Here is a 26,889-nt window from a genome sequence, read left to right on the forward strand (position 1 = left end):
TGCGCGACCAGCCACGATGGCGCCGCAGACGGCATATCACGGCACCCCCCAGCGGAGCGCCTAGGCGGACTCGGCTCCGCTGGGAACCGCCCCCGGCGCCGAATCCGCCCTCGCCGGCAGATGATTGAAGAGCAGGTTCAGCACGATCGCCGTCAGGCACCCCGCGCTGATGCCGCTGTTCATCACCGTCTGGAACCAGTCGGGGAACTTCTCGTAGACCGTCGGTACGCCCACCGGCAGCATGCCGACCGCCACCGAGACGGCCACCACCGTCAGGTTGTTGTTGCCGTGGAAGTCGACGGACGCCAGGGTCCGCAGGCCGCTCGCCGCGACCGTGCCGAACATCACCAGGCCCGCGCCGCCCAGCACCGGGGCCGGAATCGCCGCGACCACGGCGCCCAGCTTGGGCAGCAGGCCGAGCAGCACCAGGATGCCGCCGGCCGCCGCGACCACCCAGCGGCTGCGCACCCGGGTCATCCCGACCAGGCCCACGTTCTGCGCGAACGCCGTGTACGGGAAGGTGTTGAAGACACCGCCGAGTACGGTCGAGAGGCCGTCGGCGCGCAGACCGTCGGCGAGGGAGCGCGGCTCGACCTTGCGGCCGGTCAGCTCGCCGACCGCGATCAGGTCACCCGTCGTCTCGGTCATCGTGACCAGGGCCACCACCAGCATGGAGACGATCGCCGAGGCCTTGAACGTCGGCGTTCCGAAGTGGAACGGCGTGCTGATGCCGAGCCAGTCCGCGTCCCCGACCCCGCTGAAGTCCGTGAACCCGAAGGGCACCGCCGCCGCCAGGCCCACCGCGATGCCGACGAGGACGGCGATCCGGGCGAGGTAGGCGGGCGCGAACCGCTGCACGCCCAGCACCACCGCGAGCACGAAGGCCGCCAGCGCCAGGTTCTTCGGCTCCCCGAAGTCCTTCGCACCGACGCCGCCCGCCGCCCAGTTGCCCGCGACGGGCAGCAGCGAGACCCCGATGATCAGGATCACCGTGCCGGTGACCAGCGGCGGGAAGAAGCGCAGCAGCCGGCCGAAGACGGGCGCGAGCAGCATGATCGCCAGGCCCGCCACGATCACCGAGCCGTAGATGGCGGGGAGCCCGCCGCCCGTCGTACCGATGAGGACCATCGGCGAGACCGCCGCGAAGGTGCAGCCCTGCATGATCGGCAGCCGGACGCCGAAGCGCCAGAAGCCCACGCACTGGATGAGCGTCGCGATGCCGCACACCAGCAGGTCGGCGGTGATCAGATACGCCAGGTCGGCGGGCGACAGCTTCATCGCACCGCCCACGATCAGCGGAACGGCGACCGCGCCCGCGTACATCGCGAGCACGTGCTGGAGGCCGAACGCGGCCAACTGCCGTACGGGTGGGACCTCGTCGACGGGATGGACGGAGGCGCTGGTGGTGGCCATGGGGACTCCAGAGCGGGGACGACATCCGGGCAGCACGAGACGGTAAGCGGCTTGAACAGTTTGTTGATTTCCGACTCGTTGCCGATACGTGTCATGCCCACCTGATCGCGCGTGACTCCGCTACGACCCCGATCGCGCCGCCGCCAGCAGGGAGTTCCAGTCGGCCAGCTTGACCACGCTGCGGCCGAGCCGGGCGCCGAGCGCCGCCTCGGCCCGCTCGATCGCCTGCCATCCCGTCCACGGGACCGGCTCGATGCCTGCCGAGCGCAGCGCGGCCACCGGGTCCTCCGGCACCTCCTTGCGCAGCAGCGCGGGCGCGTCCTCCAGGAGGGAGGTCACCGTCTCCTTGGCGTCGGGCCGGTTGGTGCCGATGACGCCGGTCGGGCCGCGCTTGATCCAGCCGGCCACGTAGTCGCCGGGCGGGCCGAAGCAGCTGTGCAGGACCCGGCCCGCCTCGTGCGGCACGGTGCCGCTCTCCTCGTCGAACGGGAGCCCGTCCAGCGGTACTCCGCGATAGCCGACCGACCGCAGCACCAACTGCGCCTCGACGGTCTCGTACTGTCCGGTGCCCCGCACCCTGCCGCGTGCGTCGATCTCCGTGCGCTCGAAGAGCACCGCGCCCACCCGCCCGCCGTCGGCGAGGAGTTCGACCGGGCGCAGGAAGAAACGCAGCCAGATGCTGCGCTCCGCACCCCGGCCGCCGGCACCGCCCCAGCCGCGCAGCACCTCCACGTTGCGGCGCTGGGCGGCGGCCAGCGCGGAGGGATCGGTGTAGGCCGGGTCGAGCGCCAACTCATCCGGATCCAGGAGGACTTCGGTGCCCGGCAGACCGCCCAGCTCGCGCAGCTCCTTGGTGGTGAAGCGGGCCTGGGACGGGCCGCGCCGGCCCACCACGTGGACGTCTCTTATCCGGCTCGCCGCGAGCTCGGCCAGGGCCGCCTGGGGCATGTCGGTGGGGCTGAGCTCCGCCAGGCCCCGGGCCAGCATCCGCGCCACGTCCACGGCGACGTTGCCGACCCCGATGACCACCGCCGACCGGGCGTCGCGCACGAACCCGGCGTCGATCGCGTCCGGATGCGCGCTGTACCAGGACACGAACTCGGTCGCCGACCAGCTGCCCGGCAGCTCCTCGCCGGGAATCCCGAGCCGTCGGTCGGTCGCGGCGCCCACGCAGTACACCACCGCGTGGTACATCTCCTGCAGCCGCTCCACCGGCAGCCCGCCCGCGCCCCCGACCCGGACCCCGCCGAGGAACCGCACCCGCTCGTGCTCCAGGACGGTGCGCAGGTTCCCCTGCAGCGACTTGATCTTCTCGTGGTCGGGGGCGACGCCGTAGCGCACCAGTCCGTACGGGCACGGCAACCGGTCCAGTACGTCCACGAGCACGGTGGGATCGAGCTGGACGAGGTTCTGGGCGGTGTAGCACCCGCTCGGCCCGGAGCCGACGACGGCGACACGCAACACAGGGGGACTCCTTGCCCGAGGGGCTGGTGGCTCCAGCATCCCACCGGCCCGGCCGCCTCGACAGGGGCCGCTGGGGTGACGCGGACGCGTGTCCGGGGGTCCGGAGTGTGATCATGAGGTTACGTTGCGTATGTGCTAGAAGCATCGTTTCTTAATCTTTCCGATCGGCGCGCGGAGGACGGCACGGTGTCCGTGTCGCCCGCCTGGGAGGTGCAGGAGCACGCGGGAGCCACCTCGTGGTTCCAGGTCCGGCTGGCCTTCGAGGACGGCGCGCGGGTCGACGCGCTCGCCGTGGTGGCCGAGGGGCGGGTCTCCATCGAGGACGTCAAGGCGTGGCCCGCGCTCTCCCTGGCCGATCTGACGGTGCTCGCCGACTGGATCGAGGAGCCGCTGTGCCGGGCGTGCGGGATGGAGTCGTACGCGGACGAGGAACCCGAGGCGGCGGACGAGGGCGATGACCCCGGCGGCTCGCGGCGCGCCCGGCCCGCCTGGCCGCGGGGCATCGAGGGAAGGTGGCTGGTCGCCCAGGAGTACCGGGCCGCGCAGGAGGAGGGCCTCGACCCGGTCCTCGCGGTGATGTGCGCGACCGGGCACAGCCGCCGGCGGTCGCTCCGGCTCATCGCCCAGGCGCGCGACGCGGGCTTCCTGACGCCGCGTCACGCCCGCCGCTGACTATTCGGCTCGGGACCCGGCTTCCGGCTCGGTCCCGGTCCGGTCCTCGGTCGCGAAGAACCGGGACAGGTCCCGCCGCTCGGCCGACGGCGTGGACTCCGGTGGCAGGCCCAGCTCCCGGTCGAGCCCGTAGCGCTCGAACAGCTCCGCCCGCAGCGCCGGGATCGGCATCGGCACGCCGGGCACCAGCGCCGCGTACACCGCCCCCATCAGCACCGCCCGCAGCATGGGGTAGTCGACCTCGACGTGCTCCGAGCCGTACCGGGCGACGGTGTCGCCCAGCAGTTCCGACAGCCGGCGCTGCTCGGGGCACTGCACGAAGCCCTCGCCCTGGAGCAGGCCCGCCATGTGCTGGCGCATCAGCACCGGCCGGTCGTGCGCGAGACCCAGGATGGCGTCGATGGCCCGGGCCAGGCGCTCCCGCCCGTCCTCGGTGCGCGGCTCGTGCTCCAGCGCCTCCTCCAGCGTGCGGTGCATCAGCCGGTGCACGGCGGACTGCACCAGCTGGCGCTTGCCGGGGAAGTAGTACGACACCAGGCCGCGCGCCGACCCCGCCCGGTCCGCGATGGCGCCCAGCGTGGTCGCCTCGAAGCCGTGCTCGTCGACCAGCTCCACCGCGGCCTGCAACAGCCGCTCACGGGAACGTCTGCGCAATTCTTCATTGACCGAGGCGCTGCGCGGGGACATGCTGGAACTCCTGCGTTGACTGGCTGCCAGCCAACTATAATCGACGCAGTGGGCACCGCCCTGCGCGGGGCCTGTTCAGGGTTGCCGTCCGTCCGGGGCGACACGGGGGAGCGTCTCGGGCGGACGGCGCGAGAGGTCAGGCCTGGGTGGGCGTGGCCGGTCGGCGGGCCGCGCCCACCAGGTCCAGGACCGGCAGCAGTGCGTCCGGCCGTTCGGCCACCGGCAGATGGTCCACGAAGTGCACGCGGCAGCCGAGCGCCGCCGCCCCGCCGTCGGCGGGCCTGCTGTCCCCGACCATCACCGTCTCGCCCGGCTCGGCCCCGAGAGCCTCGAGCGCCACCGTGAAGAGCCGCGGATCCGGCTTCTGGACACCGTGTTCGTACGACAGGACGTAGGCGTCCACGTAGGCGTCCAGCCCGTGCTCGCGGAAGACCGGGCGCAGGTCCCAGCCGATGTTGCTGACCACACCGACTCCGATCCCGTGCTCGCGAAGCGTGCGCAGCACCGGGGCGGCGTCCGGGTAAGGCGTCCAGGCCCGCGGGGTCATGTGCCGCTCGTACAGCGCGTCGTGCAGGGCCGGGTCCGGCAGCGAAACCCGCCGGGACACAGCGGTGTACGCGGCCCGGTGCAGCTCCGCGCTCTCGTCCCGCACCGCCCACACCCCGGACAACTCCTCGGGCAGCGCGTCCGGGAAGGCCCCGCCGGGCTGCGCCCCGGCCGCCTCCAGCGCTCGCGCCGCTGCCGACAACTCGGCCTCGCCAAGCGGTACTTCGGCCTCGGCGAGCACCGCCCGCAGCCAGGATTCGGTGGACTCGATACGGAAGAGGGTCCCGGAGAAGTCGAAGAGCACGGCAGTCATGTGCCGGACTCTACCCATGGCCGGGCGCGCTCCTAAGGGCGAAGGCGTCCCCGGGTGCCGCGCTCCCCCTCGTACGCCAGCACCGCCAGCGCCACCACCAGGGCCCCGAGCAGCCAGCCGCCGAGCACGTCCGAGGGCCAGTGGACGCCGAGCCACACCCGGGTCAGGCCCACGCCCACGACCGAGAGTCCGGCCGCGACCAGGGCGGTACGCCATATCGCGCGATTGGTGCCGCAGCGGTGCAGGAGCCACAGCAGCAGGCCGCAGACCACCGTGGCAGTCATGGTGTGCCCGGAGGGGAACGCGGCGTAGTGGGCGGAGTCGACCGGGTCGGGCCACACCGGGCGGGGGCGGCCGACGGCGGCCTTGAGGGACTGCTGGGCGACCGTCCCGAGTGCGCAGGTCAGGGTCAGCCACAGGGCGGTCCGCCACGCCGAGTGCCGCCACACCAGCCACACCGCGACCGCCGCGCACAGCAGGCGCATGGTCAGCGGGTCCCAGACCCAGTCCGTCAGAACGCGCAGCACCTGCGTGGTGCCTTGGTCCGCCACGGCCCAGCGGTGGGTGGCGCCGGCGATGTCCTCGTCCACCGCGACCAGGGGAGGCCACTCGCCGGCGACGAGGGCGAGCAGCAGCGCCGACGCGAGGGCGAGAACGGCGGTCGTGAGAAGGGGGGCGGGGCGGTCGCTGGGTGGGGGGTGCATGACGTGATCTTTGCCGAATCATTGCCCGCAGGGCAATTCCCCCGGCGGGTACGGCTTTACCCGAGGGCGCGCAGGCTCGGTACGAGCGCCACCAGTACCGGTATCACCGGGACCAGGGCGGCCGTCGCGGTCAGCCGCAGCCGGTGCCGGGCGGGGAGGCGGTCCGGTGCGGTGAGCAACCGGTTCACCCGCTGCGGGACATGGGCGTTCGGGGCCGGTCCTGGGCCGAACACGCCCCGGTCCTCGTTGAGTTCGACCAGGGCGAGCGCCGTGGTGAGGCGGCCGTGGCGCCGGGAGGCCATGTCGTCGGCGGCCAGTTCGACCAGCCGGTGCATCTCGGCGCGGAACGCGGCGAACACCGGGATCTGCGGGAACCCGCCCGCCAGCGCGGCCGAGCAGTGCAGCAGCCAGTCGTGCCGGGCCTGCGCGTGGCCCTGCTCATGGGCGAGGACCGCGTCCAGCCGACGCCCCTTGAGCCGACGCAACGCGGCCGTGGTGACGACGAGTTGGGGCGCCGCACCCGGCAGCCACCAGGCGTCCGGGCGGTCGCCCTCAAGCACGACGAGTCGGCCGTCGGTCGGTTCCTCGCCGGGCAACAGGGGTGCCCGGGCCAGGAGTTCGGCCCGTCGTCGGCTGCGCCCGGCCCTGGCCCGCGCGATCTCCCGCACCAGCATCGCCCCGCTCCACAGCCCTGCGCAGGCGAGGGCCACCGCGGTCGCGGCCGCCCACGGGCCGCTCGTACCGAGCGCGTAGGCGTCCACCACCCCGCTCGGGGCGGTCGCGAACACCTGCCCGCGCACCGCCTGCCAGGCCGCCGCCGCGCTCAGCGTCATCGACAGCGCGCAGCACAGCAGGACGGCCGCCACCACGCACTGCCACACCCACAGCGCGACCACCGGCTCCTGGTCCGTCCAGTCGGCCCGGGCGAGCAGCCTGGGGCCGACCACGGCGGTCAGGGCGCCTAGCAGCAACAGTGCCACGGGGACCATCATGGCCAGCACCCTATGAGCGGGGGGCCGTTCACGGGTACAGGCCATTACGCCAAAGTGACGCAGGCAACGTTTGCGCCGCGCGTGCCGTCACTTCCTCACAGTGCCAGCAGCATCGCCACCATACCGATCCCCATCGACAGCCGGCACGCCCGCGCCAGTTCGGGCCGGTCGCCCCATCCGGCCGCGCCTGCCCCGGCGGCCACCGCGACCGGGACGAGCCGGGCCCCGGACACCAGCACGTAGCCGGTGAAGTAGAGCAGCAACGGCCCGGTCACCAGCGGGACTCCGGCGCCGCCGTGATGGTGGGCGCCGGGGGCGGCCGCCATCGCCACCGCCATGTAGACCATCGCTGCCGTCCCCACCAGATGGTGCAGGTGGTGCGGGCTGCTTCGGCCGCTCCACAGGGTGCGCAGCGCGGCGGCGCCGAACACCACCGCGTACAGCGGCCACGCCCACCCCGGCGGGGTGAACACCGTCGCCGGCACGGCCATGACGGCCATGCCGAATCCCATCAGCGCCTCACCGCCCGCGGCGCGCCGCTGCTCCTCGACACTGCTGCGCATCCGCAGCAGACAGTAGGCACCGGTCGCCGCGCACAGCGCGACCAGCAGCCAGCCGGGCGAAGCCGGTCCGTGCACTGCGCACCTCCCCGCTCGACGTCGCGTCGATGGATGCGATGCCCGGGCCGCACGGCGCGCACGCGAGCGCAAGGATGTAGACGGGGAGCATTCGCCGGAGCACAGCCTGTGATCAGGGCCGTTCGAGATGTTTTATGAGTAAAACACATGCTAAATTAATGGGTATGAGCACCGCGACCCCCACGACCACCCGACGTCTGCCCCTCGCCGGTGCGCTGCGCCTCGGCCGGCCCTCCGAGATCTGGTTCAAGCCCGCCTGCAGCGTGGTCGCCGCGGTCGCCCCGCCCAACCTGACCCTGCTGGCCCTCGGCCGCCTCGACCTGGCGATGTACACGATGGCCGGATCGCTGTGCGCCCTCTACGGCCACAACCGCCCCTACCCCGCCCGCGCCCGCACCCTGGCCCGGGTGATCCTCGGCATGGTCGGCGGCCTCGCCCTCGCCCTGGTCGCCGCCTCGCTCACCAGGAACGCGGCCGTCCTGGTCACCGTCGGCGCGCTGATGGCGGCCGTGCAGAAGGTCCTCTGCGACGCCACCCGCGTCGGCCCGCCCGGGAACGTGGTCCTCACCTTCATCAGCTCCGCCTCCCTGTTCGCCCCGCAGACCCTCGGCCAGGTCCCCGGTCACGTCGGCCTCGCCCTGGCGGCGGGCGCCTGGGCCTGGCTGGTCGGCATGGCCCCCGGACTGCTGCGCCCGCACGGCCCCGAACGCCGGGCCACCGCCCACGCCCTGAACGCCACCGCCGCCCACGCCGACACCCGCACCACCGCGGCCGGCCACGACCGGACCCGCGCGGCCGCGGCCGCCGCCGTACAGGCCGCCTGGCAGTCCCTGCTCGCCACCGGCACCCGCACCGACCGCACCCGGCGCGCCCTCGAACACCTCGTCGTCCGCGCCGAGGTCGCCCTCGCCGCCCCCGCCGACACCGACCCGCGGCTGCTCCGCGGCTGGGCCCGGGACCTGCGCGGCACCGGACGCGTCCCGCGGGTGGCCGGAGCCGACGACGACCTCCTCGGCGTCGACGCCGAACGCGCCGTACCACAGCGCCCCTTGTGGCGCCGACTCGGCCCGCTCGCCCCGCTCGCCGCCCGCACCGCGCTCGGCTGCGCCCTCGCCGGCTACGTCTCCCTCGCTCTCGGCGTCGGCCGCCCCTACTGGGCGCTGGTCACCGCCGCCTCCCTCTACCAGGCCAACGTCACCCTCACCTGGAGCCGGGGCGTCCAGCGCGTCGTCGGCAACCTCCTCGGCGTCCTCGTCTTCGCCGCCGTCGTACCGCTCGCCCATCTCCACCCGGCCGCCCTGGTGCTGTGCTGCCTCGCCTTCAACTTCGGCGCCGAGGCGCTGATCGGCCGCAACTACTGGCTCGGCAGCGTCTGCGTCACCCCGATGGCCCTGCTCGTCACCGAGTTCGCCCGCACCCAGGACGCCGGGCAGCTGATCACCGAGCGGGTCGTGGACACCCTGGTCGGCGCGGTCGTCGGCTTCGGCACCGCCGTGGTCGTGACCAACCGTCGCGCCGGCGACCGCATCGAACACGCACTCGGCGCCGTCGAGCGGGCCCGCGAACACTCCGCCCGCCTGCTCGCCGGGGAGCAGCCGGCCCCGCGTGCCCTGGAGGCCGCCCGGCGCACCCTGTCCGCCGCCCTGGCCGACCTGCGCGCCACGGCCGACGCCGCGTCCGGCGAGTGGTGGCAACGCGCACTGCCCCAGGAGCGGGTCGTGCAAGCCGAGCAGTCCGGACACCGTACGCTCGCCGCGACGGTACGACGCCAGGGAGTGCACTCCTGGGACGGCGCGAGGACAACGGAGGACGTACGGCCATGACGGCGACCAACGGACGACCGGCGGCCGGGAACGACGTGGGCGGGGGCGAGGACGCGGACCGAGGTGCGGGCAGGGTCGACACGGTCGCGGCCGTCGTCCGGCAGTGGCGGAGCGTCCATCCGGGGCTGGACACCGGGCCCATGGAGGTCATCGGCCGGATCAACCGCTGCGCCGCCCTGCTCCAGCAGGCCGAGGACGCCCCGCTGCGCCGGGCCGGCCTCAGCCGCCCCGAATTCGATCTGCTCGGCGCGCTCCGCCGCACCGGCCACGAGCTGACCCCGAGCGAGCTGGCCAAGGAGACCTTCTCCTCCGGCGCCGCCGTCACCAAACGCCTCAAGCAGCTCACCGAACGAGGCCTGGTCGAGCGGCGCGGCGACGCCCGTGACCGCAGGGTCGCCCACCTCCGCCTCACCGACGCGGGCCGCGACCTCGTCGACGGCCTCCTGCCCGAGCAACTCGCCTACGAGACCGCCGTGCTGTCCGTCCTCGCCCCCGAGGGCCAGGGCGAACTGGCGGGACTCCTCGCGGAGTTGCTGGGCCGCCTGGAGGGCAGGATGGGCGCACTGCGGGCCTGACCGCCGGTTCGGTCCTCGCCGTCCGTCCCCCGCTGTCGGCACCACCGGTCGGGTGCTCGCCCCGCCAAGCGCTCCGCTGGAAGAGCCGCGACATGCCGTCAGTCGACTGCGGCGCCGTCGTGGCTGGTCGCGCCCACGCGGCGGTAGCCGCATATCGGATACAGCCCCGCGCCCCTTCAGGGCGCTACCGTCGGCCGGTAACGCAACGGGTGGTGGGCCGGCACCTCCACCAGCACGATCCTGATCCCGTCCGGATCGGTGATCCACATCTCGAGCAGGCCCCATGGCTCCTTCACGGGCGGGCGTACGATCTCGACGCCGTGCGCCACCAGCTCGTCGTGCGCCGCCGCGACGTCCGCGACCTGCAACCACAGCTGTACGGCCGGTGAAGGCGGGGTGTCCGACCGCCCGGAGACCTCCAGGAACCCGCCGCCGAGGAAGTAGACCGTGCCGCGCTCCGGACCCTCACCGAACTCGCGGTAGACGGCGAGGCCGAGCTGCTCGCCGTAGAACGCGCGGGACCGCTCGGGGGCGGTGGGGTGGATCAGCGTACGGCCGCTCAGTACATGCACCATGCGACCGGAGCGTAGTGGCAGGCCGCCCCCGGAGGGTGGCGTGACCTGGGAATCCGGAGCCGTGCCGCGGGGATAGGCTCGGGTCCGGCTCAGCCGTGCCCGAGATCGGAGAACCCGCCCATGGAGAACGCCGCCGCCGGACCGACCTTCCGCGACGCCACCGGCGCCGACGTGGACGTCCTGGTCGCGTTGATCGAGTCGGCCTACCGGGGCGACGACAGCCGGGTCGGCTGGACCACCGAGGCGGACATCCTGGAGGGGCGGCGGACCGACCCGGAGGGCGTCCTCGAGGTGATCAAGGGGGCGGACCGCAAGCTGCTCGTCGTCGAGCGGGACGGCGCGGTCGTCGCCTGCTGCCAGCTCGAACACCGTGGTGACCACGCCTACTTCGGCATGTTCGCGGTGAGCCCCGTCCTCCAGGGCGGCGGCCTCGGCAAGGTCGTCATCGCCGAGGCCGAGCGTCAGGCGCGCGCGGACTGGGGCGTCACGGAGATGCGCATGACGGTGATCTCGGTGCGCGACGACCTGATCGCCTGGTACGAGCGGCGCGGCTACCGCCGTACGGGAAGGATGACGCCGTTCCCGTACGGCGAGGAGCGCTTCGGCATTCCGCAACGCGCCGACCTGCAGTTCGAGCTGCTGGTCAAGCCGCTGGTCAAGCCGCTGGTGTGAGGTGCGGGCCGGCGGTCACGCGGTGAAGCGGGCGGTGCGCTTGATCTCCGGGTAGTCGGTCGTCGCGCCGTCCAGCTGCAGGGCGCGCACCAGCCGCAGGTCGTCCTGGGTGTTCACCACCCAGCCGATCACCCGCAGGTCCGCCTTGCGGGCCTGCTCGACGACCTCCAGGGTCAGCCGCCGGATGTTCAGGCAGAGGGTCGCCGCCCCCGCCTCCTGGGCCCGCTCCACCACGTCGGTGCCGAAGCGGCTGGCGATCAGCGCGGTGCGCACCCCCGGCACCAGCCGGGCGATCTCGGCGACCGCCTCGTCGTGGAACGAGGAGACCTCCACCCGGGAGACCAGGTCCCGCCGCTGCATGACCTCGGCCAGTGCCCGGGCCGCTGCCACGTCCTTGATCTCGGCCTGCAGCGGGGACCGCACCGCGTCCAGGACCTCCTCGAACACCGGCACCCGCTCGCCCCGGCCGGCATCCAGCGCGCGCAGTTCCTCCAGGGTCTTGTCGGCGATCGCGCCGGTGCCGTCGGTCGTGCGGTCCACCTCCGCGTCGTGCATGACGACCAGGGCGCCGTCCTTGCTGAGGTGGAGATCGAGTTCGATCAGGTCGAGGCCGGCCTGCTGGGCGGCGACGAAGGAACGGAGGGTGTTCTCGGGCTCGACGCCCATGACTCCGCGGTGACCGATGGTAAGGAAGTTCAAGATTCAACTCGCTTCCGTCGACGGCGGCGGTGGGGCAGGCGCGCGAACCGTACGACGGACGTCGCTGTCCACGCGGCTGGGCGCAGCCTAATGGCCGCCCGTCGCGATGAACCCGTACGTACACGGGGGGATTGGCGCGCGGGGTGCGCGACACCTGGCCCGTGCCCCGGTCGGCGGTCACCCGGTGGTGGGCGCGTCCCGCCGCGCATTGACCGGCCGGATCCATGCGGTCCTCCGGGAGCTGACACCTCGTCACCGGCCGTAGTGAATGTGAGCGCCTCACGGTTTCACACAGGAAAAAGCGCGGTGAAGAAGGGATGCTGCAGGATAATTTCCTGAGGGCCCCCTTGCTGGGAGAAACCTCGTATGCATACGGTGTCCTTACGGAAGCTTCTCCCGTGGAGGATGGGTCATGACGGAAATTCTTGTGCAGGTGGGTTCGGAGGAGCAGGCTCCTCCCGTGACCAGGGTGGTCGAGCACCCGGCGTGGCCCGTGCTCAAGGACTCCGTGGAGCGGATCCGGCCATGGCAGTCGAAGGACGGGGCGATCGACTTCGAGGCCGAGGGCGCGCCCGCGCGGGCCGACGCCGAGGCGGCCGTACGGCGTGTCGTCGAGGCCGTGGAAGAGCTGTCCCCGCTGCTCCCGCACGATGCCGACTACCACCGCGCGCTGGTGACGGACCTGCGGCGGTGGGCCGTGGGCGGCTTCCAGGTGCCCGACTTCCTCGACTCGCTGCTGGCCTTCCAGCCCGCCGCGGGCCGCGCGGACGGCCTCCAGCACCTGGTCGTCTTCCCGATGTACACCCAGAACGGCAACCCGGACCGCAACCTGGAGGCGGTCGTGCTGCGCATGGTCTGGCCGGACTGGCTGGCCGAGCTGGAGCGCACCCGGTACGACAACCCGCTGTTCTGCGGCATCAAGTTCGAGGACTTCACGGCCGGCTACGACACCAACTCCGCCGTCCTCTTCCCCGAGACCATCGCCGTACGCGAGGCGCCGGAACGATTCTCCTGGGGCGGTATCTTCTGCGACCGCGAGGCCGCCCGCTTCCGCCGGGTCACCGACGCGGCCGTCGGCATCCTGGGCCTGAACCTGCCCGAGGACATCGCCGCCATGGTCCACGACCAGAAGCGCTGCGAGGAGGCCTTCGTGCTGTGGGACATGGTCCACGACCGCACCCACAGCCACGGTGACCTGCCCTTCGACCCGTTCATGATCAAGCAGCGCCAGCCGTTCTGGATGTACGGCCTGGAGGAGCTGCGCTGCGACCTCACCGCCTTCAAGGAGGCCGTGAAGCTGGCGGCCGACGGCGTCCCGCAGGCCCGTGACGTGCAGTACGCGGTGCTCTTCGACCGCATGTTCCGCTTCCCGGTCACCGGCGACCGCGTCCGCAACTACGACGGGCTCGGCGGTCAGCTGCTCTTCGCCTACCTGCACAAGCACGACGTGGTCCGCTGGACCGACAACAAGCTCGCCATCGACTGGGAGCGCGCCCCGCAGGTCACCAACCAGCTGTGCGCCGAGATCGAGAAGCTGTACAAGGACGGCATCGACCGCCCGAAACTCGTCCACTGGTTCGCCGGGTACGAGCTGGTCGCCACCTACCTGGCCCCGCACCCCGGCTCCAAGTGGGCCAAGGGTCCCGACGCCCTGGACCTGACCCTGCCGCCGCGCAAGCTCGTGGACGACGTGCTTCCGGACGAGTTTCCGCTGAGCATGTTCTACGAGGCCCTGTCCAAGAAACTGAAGAATGTGATCGCCGAGACCAGGGGCATCACGGCGGACAGCGCCGAGCCGGTCGCCGCGTGAGCGACGGGCTGCGGAACACGGCTCAAGAGGGGAACGACATGGTGGGCAACGGGGCTCTCAGAGGTGCAGTGATCGCGGTGGCCGGCGCGGGCGGACCCGCAGGGCGTGCGACGCTGATGCGGCTGGCCGAGGCCGGCGCGACCGTCGTCGGGGCGGACAACGACCCGCAGCGTCTGTCGGAGGCGGTGGACGCGGCCCGCTATGCCTCCGGCGGCGCGACCGTCACGGGTGACACGGTGGATCTGCTCGACCTCCAGTCCACCCGGGACTGGGCCACCCACATCGAGAAGGACTTCGGGCGCGTCGACGGTCTCGTGCACCTGGTGGGCGGCTGGCGCGGCAGCGAGACCTTCACCAAGACCAGCCTGGACGACTGGGACTTCCTGGAGCTGCTCCTCGTCAAGACCGTGCAGCACACCTCCCTCGCCTTCCATGAGGCGCTGCAGCGCAGCGAGCGCGGCCGGTACGTCCTGATCAGCGCCGCCGCCGCGAGCAAGCCCACCGCGGGCAACGCCGCGTACGCCGCGGGCAAGGCCGCCGCCGAGGCGTGGACGCTCGCGCTGGCCGACTACTTCCGCAAGGCCGGGGGGCCCGAGGGCCCGACCTCCGCCGCTGCCATCCTGGTGGTGAAGGCGTTGGTGCACGACGCGATGCGAGCCGAGCGGCCCAACGCGAAGTTCGCGGGCTTCACGGACGTCAAGGACCTGGCCGAGGCCATCGAGGGCGTCTGGAGCAAGTCCGCCGCCGAAGTGAACGGAAACCGTCTGTGGCTGACCGAGAAGCCGTGAACCCTCCCAGGACCGACGCGCGTCGCCACCATGACCCCGAGGTCCGCGGTTTCGCCAGTGACAACTACGCCGGAGCCCACCCCGAGGTGCTGGCCGCGCTGGCCCTCGCCAACGGCGGCCACCAGGTGGCGTACGGCGAGGACGAGTACACCGAGAACCTCCAGCGGATCGTCCGGGGCCACTTCGGGGCCACCGCGGAGGCCTTCCCGGTCTTCAACGGCACCGGCGCGAACGTCGTCGCACTCCAGGCGGTCACCGACCGCTGGGGCGCGGTGATCTGCGCCGAGAGCGCCCACATCAACGTCGACGAGGGCGGCGCCCCCGAGCGCATGGGCGGCCTCAAGCTGCTCACCGTGCCCACGCCCGACGGCAAGCTCACCCCCGAGCTGATCGACCGGCAGGCGTACGGCTGGGAGGACGAGCACCGCGCGATGCCGCAGGTGGTGTCCATCACCCAGAGCACCGAGCTGGGCACCCTCTACACGCCCGACGAGATCCGCGCGATCTGCGAGCACGCTCACGCGCACGGCATGAAGGTGCACCTGGACGGCTCCCGGATAGCCAACGCGGCGGCCTCCCTGAACGTCCCGATGCGCACGTTCACCAACGCCGTCGGCGTCGACATCCTCTCCCTGGGCGGCACCAAGAACGGCGCCGTGTTCGGCGAGGCGGTCGTGGTGATCAACCAGGACGCCGTCAGCCACATGAAGCACCTGCGCAAGCTGTCCATGCAGCTCGCCTCCAAGATGCGCTTCGTGTCGGTGCAGCTGGAGGCCCTGCTCGCCAAGGACCTGTGGCTGCGCAACGCCCGGCACGCCAACGAGATGGCCCAGCGGCTCGCCGAGGGCGTCCGGGCCGTGCACGGCGTGCAGATCCTCCACCCGGTGCAGGCCAACGGCGTCTTCGCCAGGCTCCCGCACGAGGTGAGCGTGCGCCTGCAGAAGCGCTTCCGGTTCTACTTCTGGGACGAGGCGGCCGGGGACGTGCGCTGGATGTGCGCCTTCGACACGACCGAGGAGGACGTGGACGCGTTCGTGGCGGCGCTCAAGGAGGAGATGGCGCGCTGAGGGCTCCGCCGGAGGTGCCGCGACAGGTTTGTCTGTCGACTGCGGCGCCGTCGTGGCTGGTCGCGCAGTTCCCCGCGCCTCTTACGGGGCGCTGCAGCGCCGCTTGTTGCATAGATATGCGGTCACCTGAAAAGTCATTGACGCTCGGGTGATCGCATTCCTATGCTCTGCGGGCATGGAGCTGATCCAGAACACCGCCGACCTGTCCGCCTACTTGGCCGCTGACGAGGTCATCGACCATCATCATCCCGTGGTCCGGGAGACCGCTGCCCGACTGGCGGCGGGGGTCGAGGACTCGTATGCCTATGCGCGGGCCGCCTATGAATTCGTGCGGGACGGCATCCCGCACTCCGAGGACTCCGGCGACCTGCGCGTGACCTGGCGCGCCTCGGACGTGCTGGAGCAGCGCACCGGCATCTGCTACGCCAAGGCCCATGCCCTGGCCGCCCTGCTGCGAGCCGAGGACATCCCCGCGGCCCTGTGCTACCAGCGACTGGCGGACGACGAAGGCCGCGGCCATGTCGTGCACGGCCTGATCGCCGTCCGCTTCCACGGCGCGTGGCACCGGCAGGACCCGCGCGGCAACAAGCCGGGCGTGGACGCGCAGTTCTCCCTCGACGGCGAGCGGCTGGCCTGGGTCCCCGACCCTCGGTCCAATGAGATGGACTATCCGGTCCTGTACGCTGAACCTCACCCGGTCGTGCTCGGCGTGCTCAAAGCGGCACCTGACCGCCCGTACCTCTGGAAGACGCTCCCCACCGCACTCTGAGGCCAGGCAGATGACTCTCACACTCACCGTGTCCGACGAGGTACGCGCCCTCGCGCCCGGCTTCACGCACCTCGCGATCGAGGCCCACGGCCTGGTCAACGGGCCCAGCACCGAGGAGAGTTCCGCACTCCTCGACGACGCGGCCCGCCGGCTGGCCGTACGCCTCGACGGGCGTGCCCCGCACGAGGACCCGCACATGGCCGCCTGGCGGTCGGTCTACACGGCCTTCGGCGCCAAACCGTCCCGCACCCGCAACTCGGCCGAGGCGCTGGCCAGACGGGCCCTCGCGGACGGCGGCCTGCCCCGCATCAACCTGCTCGTGGACCTCTACAACGCGATCAGTGTGGCCCACCTGATCCCGGTCGGAGGTGAGGATCTCGACCTCGTCCAGGGCGGGATGCGCCTCGTGCGTGCCACGGGGGAGGAGGACTTCGTGACCGTGGCCGGGGGCGAGGAGACCGTCGAGCACCCCGACGCGGGCGAGGTGGTGTGGTGCGACGACACCGGAGTCACCTGCCGCCGCTGGAACTGGCGCCAGGGCCCTCGCACCCGTCTCACCGAACGCACGGCCTCGGCCGTCTTCCTGCTGGAGAGCCTCGCCCCGATGCCGGTGCCTGAGGTGGCGTCGGCGGGCGCCGAACTCGCCGAACTGCTGGAGAAGTTCAGCCCGGGCGCCCGCATCGAGGTGCGTGCGCCGGAGTCGGCGGGCTGAGGCTCAGATCGCCTCGGCGGCCTTCAGCTGGTCCAGCGTGGGGGCCGTGCCGCCCAGGTGGGCCGGGAGCCACCAGGTGTCGGTCGCGTCCTTGGGCCGGGCCGGGTAGGCGCGCTGGGCGGCGTCGAGGAGCTCCTGGACGCGCTCGCGCAGCCGGCGGGTGATGGCGCCCGCGTACTGGTCCCGGGGCGCCTCGACCGGCTCGCCGACCCGGATGGTGATGGGCAGGTGGTTCCGCTTGAAGTTGCGCGGCTGACCCTTGGTCCAGATGCGCTGGGTGCCCCACAGGGCCATCGGGACGAGCGGGACGCCGGCCTCCTGGGCCAGGCGCGCGGCGCCCGACTTGAAGCTCTTCAGCGTGAAGGACTGGGAGATCGTGGCCTCCGGGAAGACGCCCACGATCTCACCGGACTTCAGCGAGTCCAGCGCGTGCTGGTAGGCGGCCTCGCCCTGCTTGCGGTCCACCGGGATGTGCTTCATCCCGCGCATCAGCGGGCCGGAGATCCGGTGCCGGAACACCGACTCCTTCGCCATGAACCGCACCAGGCGCTTCTGCGGCAGGGCCGCCAGGCCGTCGAAGACGAAGTCCAGGTAGCTGATGTGATTGCTCACCAGCACGGCGCCGCCCGAGCGCGGGATGTTCTCCGAACCCTGGCAGTCGATCTTGAGGTCCCAGGCCTTGAACAGTGTCTTGGCGAGACCGACGACGGGACGGTAGACCAACTCTGCCATGGGCGGGGTGGACCCTTTCTGCTCTGCCTGGGAAAGGGGCTCCCGGCGGGAAAGTTACGCAGCCGTAGGTTTACGGCGTCTCGCAGATCGTGCCCGAAGAACGGACGGGGAGCCAGCCCTGGTGCCCGCGCGTGGCGAGATTCTCGTCACGTTGGTCCCTTGATCCACCTCGCGCTTTTAACCCGCCTTTACTCCGGGCGTGCCGCCAACCGCCGCATGAGCAGGAACATCTCGCAGCCCAGGCAGTACCCGAATGCCGCATTGAGGAAGGCCGCGGCGAGCGCGGCCCCGGTCGCCGTGAGGCCCAACCAGTCGGGGCCCAGCGTGAATCCGACCAGACCGAGCCCCGCGAAGACCAGTCCCACCGCCTGTGCGAACCGCGGGGGCTCCGGCGCCTCGAACTCCGTCGGGGGAGCGAGGCGCGGTCGTACGACGGTGCGGAACGCCCAGCCGTACGGCGACCGGGTCACGCCCCCGGCCGCGCCGAGCGCGAACGCCAGCGTCTGCCAGGCGAGGATCCAGGGGCTCCGGGTGATGAGCGCGGCGGCCAGCACGACCGTCGTCACGGCCGCGCCGAACCGCGGCCCACGTGCGTCGATGTCCATGAACCAAGGATTCCGCCCCGCGGGCCGGTACGGGAGCCGGGAATCTTTGCAGTCTCGTGAACGCTTTTCCGGCTGATGGGCGGTCTCGTGGATCCTTGTCCGGTGATGACCGGACTGGTGGTGTGCGTGGCGGTGCTCGCGGCGGCGAGCGTCTACGGAGTGCTGCACAGGCGGCGGAGCGGGAGGGTACGGGTGCGCGGGCGGGACGACGGCAAGCGGCTCGGGGCGGCCGAACTCGGCGGCGAACTGGGCGAACGGGCCACGCTGGTGCAGTTCTCCAGCGCCTTCTGCGCCCCCTGCCGGGCCACCCGGCGGGTGCTGGGCGAGGTCGCCGGGATGGTCCCCGGCGTCACCCACGTGGAGATCGACGCGGAGGCCCGCCTGGATCTCGTACGCGAGCTGGGGATCCTCAAGACCCCCACCGTGCTGGTGCTGGACGCGGACGGCCGGGTGGTGCGCCGCGCCACCGGACAGCCCCGCAAGGCGGACGTCATCGCGGCGCTGGGAGAGGCGGTCTGACGGACATGCCGGTGACGGTGAAGCACCTCCCATATACCGGAACGTACTTGACTGGGCGCACCACCTATCGTCAGCCTGACCGTATGCCTCAGGAACTCCTTCTCTACGCGCGGGTCCACGTGGACCTGGCCCGCACCGCGAGCGCGCGCTGTCCGGGCTGTTGAGCAGCCACGGACCCGAACGCCGCCCCTCGCAGAAGGACATTTCCATGACGGCCACGCCCGACCTCGGCACCCCTCAGCTCGCCTCGCCCGACCTGCTCCGCTCCGCCTTCCGGCGGCACGCGGCCGGTGTGGCGGTGATCACCGCGCGCGGCGCCGACGGCCCGGTCGGCTTCACCGCCACCTCCCTCACCTCCGTCTCCGCCGAGCCCCCGATGCTCTCCTTCGGCGTCGGCACGGGCGCCTCCAGCTGGCCCGCGATATCCACCGCCGAGCACATAGGCGTCCACATCCTCGGCGAGCACCAGGCGGAGCTCGCGGCCACCTTCGCGCGCAGCGGCGCCGACCGGTTCGGGGCGCCCACCGACTGGCGCGACGGCCACGCGGGTGTCCCGGTCCTCGACGACGTACTGGTGTGGCTGGTGTGCCGGGTCGTCGCGCGCGTGCCGGCCGGTGACCACCGCATCGTGCTGGCCGAGGTGCTCGTCGGCGATCCGTCCCGCGCCGGCCGGCCGCTCCTGTACCACCAGGGCGGCTTCAACGGTCTGCGGGACTGATCACACGCCCCTGGTTCCACGGATCACACGCCCCTCGTTCTGCGAACGCGTCGAGTTCCGGTTACGCTGCGTTGCGAAGGTCACAGTTCAAAGCGCTTGCTTAGCGGGCATGAACTGGCTGTACTGGTGAGTAATATTTCGTTCGGAGCGCGCGGCCGCCCCGACCGGGATGAGCCGCTTGAGGCGCCTATGCTGCCTGCAAGAGGCAGCCCAGAAGAGACGATGCAGTAGGAGAGCCGGCGTGAGCCTGAGGATCGTTGTCACTGTGAAGTACGTGCCCGACGCCACTGGCGACCGGCACTTCGCCGATGACCTGACCGTCGACCGTGACGACGTGGACGGTCTCCTCTCCGAGCTTGACGAGTACGCGGTCGAACAGGCGCTGCAGATCTCGGAGAACTCGGACGACGACGTCGAGGTCACCGTTCTGACGGTGGGTCCGGAAGACGCCAAGGACGCGCTGCGCAAGGCGCTGTCGATGGGCGCGGACAAGGCGATCCACGTCGAGGACGACGACCTGCACGGCACCGACGCCATCGGCACCTCCCTGGTGCTGGCGAAGGCGATCGAGAAGGCCGGCTTCGACCTGGTGGTCTCCGGCATGGCCTCCACCGACGGCACCGCCGGCATCGTGCCCGCGCTGCTGGCCGAGCGGCTGGGCGTCCCGCAGGTCACCCTGCTCTCCGAGGTGTCGGTCGAGGACGGCGCGGTCAAGGGCCGTCGCGACGGCGACGCCGCCAGCGAGCAGCTGGAGGCATCCCTGCCGGCCGTGGTCTCGGTGACCGACCAGTCGGGTGAGGCGCGCTACCCGTCCTTCAAGGGCATCATGGCCGCCAAGAAGAAGCCGGTTCAGTCCTGGGACCTGTCCGACCTCGACATCGAGGCGGAGGAGGTCGGCCTGGAGGGTGCCTGGACCGCGGTCGAGAACGCCACCGCGCGTCCGGCCCGCACGGCGGGCACGATCGTCAAGGACGAGGGCGAGGGCGGCAAGCAGCTCGCCGAGTTCCTCGCGGGCCAGAAGTTCATCTGAGCCCCGCACTCGCTGACCGCCCCTCAACTCATCCAAGCAGGAGAGCATTCCCATGGCTGAAGTCCTCGTCTACGTCGACCACGTGGACGGTGCCGTCCGCAAGCCCACCCTGGAGCTGCTGACCCTGGCCCGCCGCATCGGCGAGCCCGTCGCCGTCGCGCTGGGAGGCGGCGCCGCCGACACCGCCGCCGCGCTGGCCGAGCACGGTGCGGTGAAGGTCCTCACCCACGACGCGTCCGAGTACGCCGACTACCTGGTCGTCCCGAAGGTCGACGCCCTGCAGGCCGCCGTCGAGGCCGTCTCCCCGGTCGCCGTCCTCGTCCCCTCCTCCGCGGAGGGCAAGGAGATCGCCGCCCGCCTGGCGCTGCGCATCGGCTCGGGCATCATCACCGACGCCGTCGACCTGGAGGCCGGTGACGAGGGTCCGGTGGCCACCCAGTCGGTGTTCGCCGCGTCCTTCACCACCAAGTCCCGTGTCGCCAAGGGCACTCCGGTCATCACGGTCAAGCCCAACAGTGCGGCCGTCGAGGCCGCCCCGGCCGCCGGTGCGGTCGAGGCCCTTGCGGTGACCTTCTCGGCTGCGGCGACCGGCACCAAGGTGACCGGCCGTACCGCGCGTGAGTCGACCGGGCGCCCGGAGCTGACCGAGGCCGCGATCGTGGTCTCCGGCGGCCGTGGCGTCAACGGCGCCGAGAACTTCGCGATCATCGAGGCCCTCGCCGACTCCCTCGGTGCCGCTGTCGGTGCCTCGCGCGCCGCCGTCGACGCCGGCTGGTACCCGCACACCAACCAGGTCGGCCAGACCGGCAAGTCCGTGTCGCCGCAGCTGTACATCGCCAACGGCATCTCCGGCGCGATCCAGCACCGCGCGGGCATGCAGACCTCGAAGACCATCGTGGCCGTCAACAAGGACGCCGAGGCCCCGATCTTCGAGCTGGTCGACTTCGGCGTGGTCGGTGACCTCTTCGACGTCGTCCCGCAGCTGACCGAGGAGGTCAAGGCCCGCAAGGGCTGACCGCCGCCGCAGGGCTGTCCGAGGCCCCCGTGACCGGAACCGGTCACGGGGGCCTCGTCGTGCCGGCGCAGGCTCGGTTCAGCGCAGGCTCAGCGAGACCTGCACGGGCAGGTGGTCGCTCGGGAACTGGCCGTGCCACGAGAAGGTGTCCATCGTCGCCCGGTGTGTGGTCACGCCGGGCGAGGTCAGGATCCAGTCGATACGGTCGCCGTCCGGCTTGAGGCGGTGGTAGCCGTGGAAGGTCGCGTACTGCGGGCCACGGTGCTCCGCCGCGTCCCAGGTGTCGACGAGCCCCGAGTCCACCAGGGTGTCGTAGGCCCGGTTCTTGTGGGCGTAGGCGTTGAAGTCGCCGGTCACCACGACGGGCAGCCTCCGGTCGAACTCCGCGATCCGCTTCACCAGGAGGGTGGCGCTGCGCTCGCGGGCGTACTGGCTCTTCTGGTCGAAGTGGGTGTTGGCGACGTAGAACTCCCGTCCGTCGTCGGCGAGATCGCGGAAGCGGACCCAGGTGACGATACGGGGGAAGGCGGCGGCCCAGGTGTTGGAGCGGATCACCTCCGGGGTGTCGGAGAGCCAGAAGGTGTAGTGCTCCAGCGGCTCCAGGCGACGGATGTCGTAGTAGATGGCGGTGGACTCGTCCCGGCTGCCGCCCTCGCGGCCGGTGCCGACCCAGTCGTAGTGCGGTCCGAGATCGCTGTCGATGTCGCGCAACTGCTGGTAGAGACCCTCCTGGGTGCCCATGACCTGGGGCTGTGCCCGGCGCAGCAGTTCGGCCATCACCGGCCGGCGGTCGGCCCAGCTGTTGGGTTCGGCGGTACTGGCGTACCGCAGGTTGAAGGTCATGACGTCGAGGCGGGGCGCCGGCCGGGACGGTGCCGCCAGGGCGCTGACCCTGCGGACCCGCGAGCCGGAGGAGGCGGCGGAGGTGGTGATCGCGGCACTGGAGAGGGGCACGGTGACCGCTGCGGCCAACAAGGCCTGCAGTCCCAGCCGGCGGGTGACTCGGCGCTGGATCGGCACGACGGCTCCTTATGGGGGCACAAGCCGGACGGGCGGGCGTTGAGCAGTGTGATACCCAGGTGTGTGATGAGCGTGAACATGCCCAGATGGGGGCGTGTCGCCCCGTGGACAGGGTGTTGACCACCCGGAAGGCGCCCGGATACCTTCATTCAACGGATTGTTGATTCCGTACAGTGGAAAACAGGAGGGTGTGGGATGGGCCAGAGTCGGCAGGAGAAGGTGGCCACGAGCCTCGCGGGCGCCGTCAGCGAGGAGATCAGTGCCTCCCTCGCGCCCGTCGACGCCGAACTGGAGCGCCGCTATCCGGGTGATCCGGGGACCCGTCAGCCCGTCCACACCGTGTACGTCCCCGGCGACGCCTTCACGGCCGGCACCGTCCGCTCCTGGGGCGACCAGGCCATCGCCGCCCTCGACGAACACGCCCCCGACGCCGCCGCCTTCGCCGCCGTCCTCGGTCTGCCGGACGACCTCGCCGAGCCCGTCCACTCCCGGGTCCGCGCCAAGCTGGAGCAGGAACCGATCGAGGACCTGCGCGTCGACTTCGAGGACGGCTACGGCCCCCGCCCCGACGCCGAGGAGGACGAGGCGGCCGCCCGCGCCGCCCGGCTGATCGTCGAGGCGTACGCCGAGGGCACGGCGGCGCCGTACATGGGCATCCGGATGAAGTGCATGGAGGCCGCGGTGCGTGACCGGGGCATCCGCACCCTCGACATCTTCCTCACCGGGCTGACACAGGCGGGTGGCCTGCCCGACGGCCTTGTGCTGACCCTGCCCAAGGTCACCTACCCTGAGCAGGTCACCGCGATGGTCCGGCTCCTGGAGGCCTTCGAGAAGACGCACGGACTGGAGCCCGGCCGGATCGGGTTCGAGATCCAGATCGAGACCAGCCAGTCCATCCTCGCCACCGACGGCACCGCCACCGTCGCCCGCATGATCCAGGCCGCCGAGGGCCGCGCCACCGGACTGCACTACGGCACCTTCGACTACAGCGCCTGCCTCGGGGTCTCCGCCGCCTACCAGGCCAGCGACCACCCGGCCGCAGACCACGCCAAGGCGGTCATGCAGGTCGCCGCCGCCGGCACGGGCGTACGCGTGTCGGACGGCTCCACCAACGTCCTGCCGGTCGGCCCGACGGCCCAGGTGCACGACGCCTGGCGGCTGCACTACGGCCTCACCCGGCGCGCCCTGGCCCGCGCCTACTACCAGGGCTGGGACATGCACCCCGGCCACCTCCCGACCCGGTACGCGGCCGTGTTCGCCTTCTACCGCGAGGGCCTGGAACAGGCGGCCGCCCGGCTCGCCCGGTACGCCAACCGCGCCGGCGGCGACGTCATGGACGAGCCCGCCACCGCCAAGGCCCTCAGCGGCTACCTGCTGCGCGGCCTGGACTGCGGCGCCCTCGACGACGCCGAGGTGGCCCGGCTGACCGGTCTGGCCCGGGCCGGTCTGGAGGGCTTCGCGACGCCCCGGCGCGGCGGCCTGACGGCCTCCGGGAAGTAGCGCGTACCGGTCAAGTCACAGCTTTTCCAGCCGACTTGAACCGACCCTGTCATCTCCCCGTACTCTGGTGCGCCATTCACGGACGTGTCTGAAGAGCGGGGCTGTGGTGTCGGGTTCGTACGGACAGGCTGACGGGACCGGTCGCCTGCTGGCAGGGCGGTACCGGGTGGTGGACCGGCTCGGGCGCGGTGGTATGGGTGTGGTGTGGCGCGCCGTCGACGAGGTCCTCGGCCGCGAGGTCGCCGTCAAGGAGCTGCGTGCCTACACCGACAGCGCCGGACCCGAACTGGCCGACCTGCGGCTGCGCATGCAGCGCGAGGCGCGGGCCGCCGCCCGGGTGCGCCATCGCGGGGTGGTCGTCGTGCACGACATCGCCGAGGTCGACGGCCGCCCGCTGATCGTCATGGAACTGGTCGACGGCCCCTCCCTGGACGACCTGCTGCGCGAGCGCGGCACCCTCGGGGCGCAGGAGGCCGCCCGCGTCGGTGCCGAGGTCATGGACGCCCTGGCCGCGGCCCACCGGGTCGGCGTGCTGCACCGCGACGTCAAGCCCGGCAACATCCTCCTCGACCGCTCGGGGCGGGTCGTCCTCACCGACTTCGGCATCGCCACCATGGCCGATCCCGGCGACGGCTCCGACACCCACCTGACCGGCAGCGGCGAACTCGTCGGTTCCCTCGACTACCTGGCGCCCGAGCGGGCCAAGGGCGCCGCCCCCGGGCCGGCCTCCGACATCTGGGCACTCGGCGCCGCCCTGTACGCGGCCGTGGAGGGCGACTCGCCCTTCCGCCGTACGTCCACCTTCTCGACGCTCACCGCGATCATCGACGAGCCCCTCCCGGAGCCCCACCGGGCCGGCCCGCTCGCCCCCGTCCTCCAGCGCCTGATGGACAAGCGGCCCGACGCCCGCCCGGACGCCGAGGAGGCCTGCGGGCTGCTGCGGACCGTGGCGCGGGAAGCGGTCGCGGACACTCCGACGACGGCCCTGCGGGAGCCCGCGCGGCCGGAGTCCGGAACCGGCGTGCCGGTGGTGTCTCCGGGACGCGGAGCTGCCGAGGGCGCGGATGAGGAGCTCGTCCAGGGGCCAGGCGAGGGGCCCGCCGAAGGGGCTGTGGCCGGACGTGCGAGCGGGCTCGCCGAAGGAGACGTGGCGGGGCCCGTCGAAGGGTCCCCCGAGGGGACTGCCCCGGAGTCCGCCGGGCAGCTCGCCCCGGTGCCGGCCGCCGGACTCGCCAAGCGGGCCGGAACCCCGGGGCCGGTTCTCTCGGCCGCCCGAAGATTAGAGCCCGCGCCCCGACCGGGTGAACCGGACGGCCCGATGAGCCCCACCGGGCCCATCCGCACCCGCCGCCGGGTCCGGATGCTCGTCGTGGCGGCCGTCGCCGTCGTCCTCACGGCTACCGGCCTGACCATCGCCTTGCACAACGACAGCGGGCGGACGGCGAAGACGGACGCGGGGCCGCCCGCCCCGACCGGGGCCGGCGCCACGGAGAGCGTCCGCGGCACCGGGGCCAGGCACACGGCCGGCGCGGATCCCGTGGGGCAGGGCGAGGAGACGGGCGCCGTACCGGCCACCGGCGCCACGCGCGCCGCCGGGGGCGAGCCGGCGGAACGGGCCTCCGCCACACCGTCCTCGGCACAGACCGCCGGCCCCAGCCCCTCCGGCGGTTCCGGCACCGTGGGTGCCACCGCCCCCGCGACCGCCACGGCCTCCACCCCCGCCCCGGTCTGCCAGTCCGCAGGCGACGGCACGTACACCTGCCTGGTCCGCAATGGCGGCGCCAAGTCCTACACCGCCGACGGAGTCAAGGTCGGCAAGGTCCGCCAGGGCGTCCACTCCTTCTACTGCCAGGTCGACCTGGGCCGCCGGGAGACCCACGGCCGGCGGACCAACGTCTGGTGGGCCGAGACCGACGACGACAAGGGCAACACCGGCGTGTACATCAGCGACGTCTACATCAAGGGCGGCAGCAACGACGAGCCGGTCCCGGGACTTCCCGTCTGCTGACCACCGACGTACCGCTCCAGGCCGGATGCGACCGCCCACCTCCGCTCCGCGAACAGCCGGGTGCCCCGCCCGCACAACGCGGAGTCGGCCCGCGCCCGCGCACAGAACTGCTCCGGCGTGACACCGAACAGATCTCTCAACTCGGCCGACTCCGTGAGCAGTTCGGTGAGAAGGGCGTGCTCGCCTGGGTGGCGGCGAGGCGTGCCGGTGCCGTCGTGCAGCACGCCGTGCCGGTTGACGTAGGCGTGGACGCCGGGGAGCGTCGTGCCGTCCGCGAGAGTGGCGCGTACGGCCGGGGCGGGCAGCCAGGCCCGGTCGAAGTTGCCGTGCGGCAGCGGTACGCCCTCGCTCGCGTCGATCACCTCCAGCTGCGGCCCGTCCAGCCAGAGGACGAACAACTCCCGTACCGCCGACGGGGATGCGACCGGTGACGCCGACACATAGCCGAGGCGGCTGACGTGCGCGGAGACGCCCACGTCGAGGCCGGTCACCCGGGCGCGCACCATGGGGATCGGCCCGGTGACACCGAACTCGGCCATCTTGTGCCGGAGTTGGGCGGGGGAGGCGTTGGAGCCGACGGCGAGCACCGGCACCCGGTCGCCGTCGTGCACCAGACGGCCGAGCGGCAGCAGCCGGTCACCGTCGAGGAGCCCGGAGTCGGCAGGCCAGGCACCGGGGTAGGCCAGCGGCCGGTCACGCGGCGCCTCGTCGAGACCCAGCTCGGCGAGCGTACGGCCGGTCATGCGCGGCGAGGTTCGGCGAGGGGTCGGACGGCCGTCGTGCGAGCGGGTTGCGGGTCTGTCCCTCCGGGCATCGACCGGTC

At 72.2% G+C, this 26,889-nt stretch carries 28 protein-coding genes; 15 read left to right on the top strand and 13 right to left on the bottom strand.

Features of this window, described 5'->3' with window-relative positions:
* Positions 1 to 60: 60 nt before the first annotated feature.
* On the bottom strand, positions 61 to 1,413 hold the full coding sequence (locus tag ACFWPS_RS33560; RefSeq protein WP_383712013.1) for a nucleobase:cation symporter-2 family protein: 1,353 nt from the start codon (positions 1,411 to 1,413) through the stop codon (positions 61 to 63).
* A 120-nt stretch (positions 1,414 to 1,533) separates the two neighbouring features.
* Complete coding sequence (locus tag ACFWPS_RS33565; protein ID WP_383712016.1) at positions 1,534 to 2,877, bottom strand: FAD-dependent oxidoreductase; 1,344 nt, start codon at positions 2,875 to 2,877, stop codon at positions 1,534 to 1,536.
* A 186-nt stretch (positions 2,878 to 3,063) separates the two neighbouring features.
* Between ACFWPS_RS33565 and ACFWPS_RS33570 the strand changes: the two genes are divergently transcribed.
* The gene (locus ACFWPS_RS33570) at positions 3,064 to 3,549 is read left to right on the top strand and encodes a DUF6214 family protein (RefSeq protein WP_383712018.1); all 486 of its coding nucleotides are present in this window, start codon (positions 3,064 to 3,066) and stop codon (positions 3,547 to 3,549) included.
* On the opposite strand, the gene ACFWPS_RS33575 is transcribed toward ACFWPS_RS33570, so the two are convergent.
* From ACFWPS_RS33575 to ACFWPS_RS33595, 5 genes are all read right to left on the bottom strand, one after another.
* Positions 3,550 to 4,236: a TetR/AcrR family transcriptional regulator gene (locus tag ACFWPS_RS33575; protein WP_383712020.1), complete on the bottom strand. Its 687-nt coding sequence runs from the start codon at positions 4,234 to 4,236 to the stop codon at positions 3,550 to 3,552.
* A 136-nt stretch (positions 4,237 to 4,372) separates the two neighbouring features.
* Positions 4,373 to 5,095 (bottom strand): HAD family hydrolase, encoded by a 723-nt coding sequence (locus ACFWPS_RS33580; RefSeq protein ID WP_383712023.1) that lies wholly within the window; start codon positions 5,093 to 5,095, stop codon positions 4,373 to 4,375.
* A gap of 32 nt (positions 5,096 to 5,127) precedes the next feature.
* The gene (locus ACFWPS_RS33585; protein ID WP_383712025.1) at positions 5,128 to 5,799 is read right to left on the bottom strand and encodes a phosphatase PAP2 family protein; all 672 of its coding nucleotides are present in this window, start codon (positions 5,797 to 5,799) and stop codon (positions 5,128 to 5,130) included.
* A gap of 56 nt (positions 5,800 to 5,855) precedes the next feature.
* The gene (locus ACFWPS_RS33590; protein WP_383712028.1) at positions 5,856 to 6,791 is read right to left on the bottom strand and encodes a M56 family metallopeptidase; all 936 of its coding nucleotides are present in this window, start codon (positions 6,789 to 6,791) and stop codon (positions 5,856 to 5,858) included.
* Positions 6,792 to 6,886: 95 nt separating this feature from the next.
* The gene (locus tag ACFWPS_RS33595) at positions 6,887 to 7,429 is read right to left on the bottom strand and encodes a DUF5134 domain-containing protein (RefSeq protein WP_383712031.1); all 543 of its coding nucleotides are present in this window, start codon (positions 7,427 to 7,429) and stop codon (positions 6,887 to 6,889) included.
* 164 nt (positions 7,430 to 7,593) lie between these two features.
* On the opposite strand from ACFWPS_RS33595, the gene ACFWPS_RS33600 reads away from it, so the two are divergent.
* Positions 7,594 to 9,252, top strand: coding sequence for an FUSC family protein (locus tag ACFWPS_RS33600; RefSeq protein ID WP_383712033.1), 1,659 nt, complete (start codon positions 7,594 to 7,596; stop codon positions 9,250 to 9,252).
* A complete protein-coding gene (locus ACFWPS_RS33605) occupies positions 9,249 to 9,827 on the top strand; it encodes a MarR family winged helix-turn-helix transcriptional regulator (protein ID WP_383712036.1) in 579 nt (192 codons plus the stop codon). Before ACFWPS_RS33600 ends, ACFWPS_RS33605 begins: the two co-directional genes overlap by 4 nt.
* Before the next feature lie 176 nt (positions 9,828 to 10,003).
* Here the strand turns inward: ACFWPS_RS33605 and ACFWPS_RS33610 are convergent, their stop codons facing one another.
* Complete coding sequence (locus ACFWPS_RS33610) at positions 10,004 to 10,402, bottom strand: VOC family protein (protein ID WP_383712039.1); 399 nt, start codon at positions 10,400 to 10,402, stop codon at positions 10,004 to 10,006.
* A gap of 120 nt (positions 10,403 to 10,522) precedes the next feature.
* On the opposite strand from ACFWPS_RS33610, the gene ACFWPS_RS33615 reads away from it, so the two are divergent.
* Positions 10,523 to 11,074 carry a GNAT family N-acetyltransferase gene (locus tag ACFWPS_RS33615; protein ID WP_383712041.1) on the top strand — a complete coding sequence of 184 codons (552 nt, stop codon included), beginning with the start codon at positions 10,523 to 10,525 and terminating at the stop codon, positions 11,072 to 11,074.
* A 15-nt stretch (positions 11,075 to 11,089) separates the two neighbouring features.
* On the opposite strand, the gene ACFWPS_RS33620 is transcribed toward ACFWPS_RS33615, so the two are convergent.
* A complete protein-coding gene (locus ACFWPS_RS33620; RefSeq protein WP_383712043.1) occupies positions 11,090 to 11,773 on the bottom strand; it encodes a glycerophosphodiester phosphodiesterase in 684 nt (227 codons plus the stop codon).
* A gap of 412 nt (positions 11,774 to 12,185) precedes the next feature.
* Here ACFWPS_RS33620 and ACFWPS_RS33625 point away from each other — a divergent pair, with 412 nt between their 5' ends.
* The 5 genes from ACFWPS_RS33625 (at position 12,186) to ACFWPS_RS33645 (ending at position 16,919) form a co-directional block, all read left to right on the top strand.
* Positions 12,186 to 13,583, top strand: a complete 1,398-nt coding sequence (locus ACFWPS_RS33625) for a DUF6421 family protein (protein ID WP_383712046.1) — start codon at positions 12,186 to 12,188, stop codon at positions 13,581 to 13,583.
* Positions 13,584 to 13,624: 41 nt separating this feature from the next.
* Positions 13,625 to 14,371: an SDR family NAD(P)-dependent oxidoreductase gene (locus tag ACFWPS_RS33630; protein ID WP_383712143.1), complete on the top strand. Its 747-nt coding sequence runs from the start codon at positions 13,625 to 13,627 to the stop codon at positions 14,369 to 14,371.
* Positions 14,368 to 15,438 carry a threonine aldolase family protein gene (locus ACFWPS_RS33635; protein WP_383712048.1) on the top strand — a complete coding sequence of 357 codons (1,071 nt, stop codon included), beginning with the start codon at positions 14,368 to 14,370 and terminating at the stop codon, positions 15,436 to 15,438. Before ACFWPS_RS33630 ends, ACFWPS_RS33635 begins: the two co-directional genes overlap by 4 nt.
* 175 nt (positions 15,439 to 15,613) lie before the next feature.
* Positions 15,614 to 16,207, top strand: a complete 594-nt coding sequence (locus ACFWPS_RS33640; protein WP_383712051.1) for a transglutaminase domain-containing protein — start codon at positions 15,614 to 15,616, stop codon at positions 16,205 to 16,207.
* A 10-nt stretch (positions 16,208 to 16,217) separates the two neighbouring features.
* Positions 16,218 to 16,919: a B3/4 domain-containing protein gene (locus tag ACFWPS_RS33645; protein WP_383712054.1), complete on the top strand. Its 702-nt coding sequence runs from the start codon at positions 16,218 to 16,220 to the stop codon at positions 16,917 to 16,919.
* A gap of 3 nt (positions 16,920 to 16,922) precedes the next feature.
* On the opposite strand, the gene ACFWPS_RS33650 is transcribed toward ACFWPS_RS33645, so the two are convergent.
* Both ACFWPS_RS33650 and ACFWPS_RS33655 read right to left on the bottom strand, forming a co-directional pair.
* On the bottom strand, positions 16,923 to 17,651 hold the full coding sequence (locus tag ACFWPS_RS33650; RefSeq protein WP_383712056.1) for a lysophospholipid acyltransferase family protein: 729 nt from the start codon (positions 17,649 to 17,651) through the stop codon (positions 16,923 to 16,925).
* Positions 17,652 to 17,839: 188 nt separating this feature from the next.
* Complete coding sequence (locus ACFWPS_RS33655) at positions 17,840 to 18,256, bottom strand: DUF4395 domain-containing protein (RefSeq protein WP_383712059.1); 417 nt, start codon at positions 18,254 to 18,256, stop codon at positions 17,840 to 17,842.
* A gap of 105 nt (positions 18,257 to 18,361) precedes the next feature.
* On the opposite strand from ACFWPS_RS33655, the gene ACFWPS_RS33660 reads away from it, so the two are divergent.
* The 4 genes from ACFWPS_RS33660 to ACFWPS_RS33675 all read left to right on the top strand — a co-directional run bounded on the left by ACFWPS_RS33660 (position 18,362) and on the right by ACFWPS_RS33675 (position 21,538).
* On the top strand, positions 18,362 to 18,775 hold the full coding sequence (locus ACFWPS_RS33660) for a thioredoxin family protein (protein ID WP_351501299.1): 414 nt from the start codon (positions 18,362 to 18,364) through the stop codon (positions 18,773 to 18,775).
* Between the two features lie 208 nt (positions 18,776 to 18,983).
* On the top strand, positions 18,984 to 19,493 hold the full coding sequence (locus ACFWPS_RS33665) for a flavin reductase family protein (protein ID WP_383712062.1): 510 nt from the start codon (positions 18,984 to 18,986) through the stop codon (positions 19,491 to 19,493).
* Positions 19,494 to 19,734: 241 nt separating this feature from the next.
* Complete coding sequence (locus ACFWPS_RS33670; protein WP_383712065.1) at positions 19,735 to 20,523, top strand: electron transfer flavoprotein subunit beta/FixA family protein; 789 nt, start codon at positions 19,735 to 19,737, stop codon at positions 20,521 to 20,523.
* A 52-nt stretch (positions 20,524 to 20,575) separates the two neighbouring features.
* Positions 20,576 to 21,538, top strand: a complete 963-nt coding sequence (locus ACFWPS_RS33675) for an electron transfer flavoprotein subunit alpha/FixB family protein (protein ID WP_383712068.1) — start codon at positions 20,576 to 20,578, stop codon at positions 21,536 to 21,538.
* Positions 21,539 to 21,616: 78 nt separating this feature from the next.
* Here the strand turns inward: ACFWPS_RS33675 and ACFWPS_RS33680 are convergent, their stop codons facing one another.
* Positions 21,617 to 22,558, bottom strand: coding sequence for an endonuclease/exonuclease/phosphatase family protein (locus tag ACFWPS_RS33680; RefSeq protein ID WP_383712071.1), 942 nt, complete (start codon positions 22,556 to 22,558; stop codon positions 21,617 to 21,619).
* Positions 22,559 to 22,753: 195 nt separating this feature from the next.
* Here ACFWPS_RS33680 and ACFWPS_RS33685 point away from each other — a divergent pair, with 195 nt between their 5' ends.
* On the top strand, positions 22,754 to 24,058 hold the full coding sequence (locus ACFWPS_RS33685) for a DUF6986 family protein (protein ID WP_383712073.1): 1,305 nt from the start codon (positions 22,754 to 22,756) through the stop codon (positions 24,056 to 24,058).
* A 103-nt stretch (positions 24,059 to 24,161) separates the two neighbouring features.
* On the top strand, positions 24,162 to 26,066 hold the full coding sequence (locus tag ACFWPS_RS33690) for a protein kinase (RefSeq protein ID WP_383712075.1): 1,905 nt from the start codon (positions 24,162 to 24,164) through the stop codon (positions 26,064 to 26,066).
* Here ACFWPS_RS33690 and ACFWPS_RS33695 read toward each other — a convergent pair.
* Positions 26,012 to 26,809, bottom strand: a complete 798-nt coding sequence (locus tag ACFWPS_RS33695; protein WP_383712078.1) for a hypothetical protein — start codon at positions 26,807 to 26,809, stop codon at positions 26,012 to 26,014. The genes ACFWPS_RS33690 and ACFWPS_RS33695 overlap by 55 nt on opposite strands.
* Positions 26,810 to 26,889: the final 80 nt, after the last annotated feature.

This window comes from Streptomyces sp. NPDC058457 (assembly GCF_042720695.1).
Classification (GTDB): Bacteria; Actinomycetota; Actinomycetes; order Streptomycetales; family Streptomycetaceae; genus Streptomyces.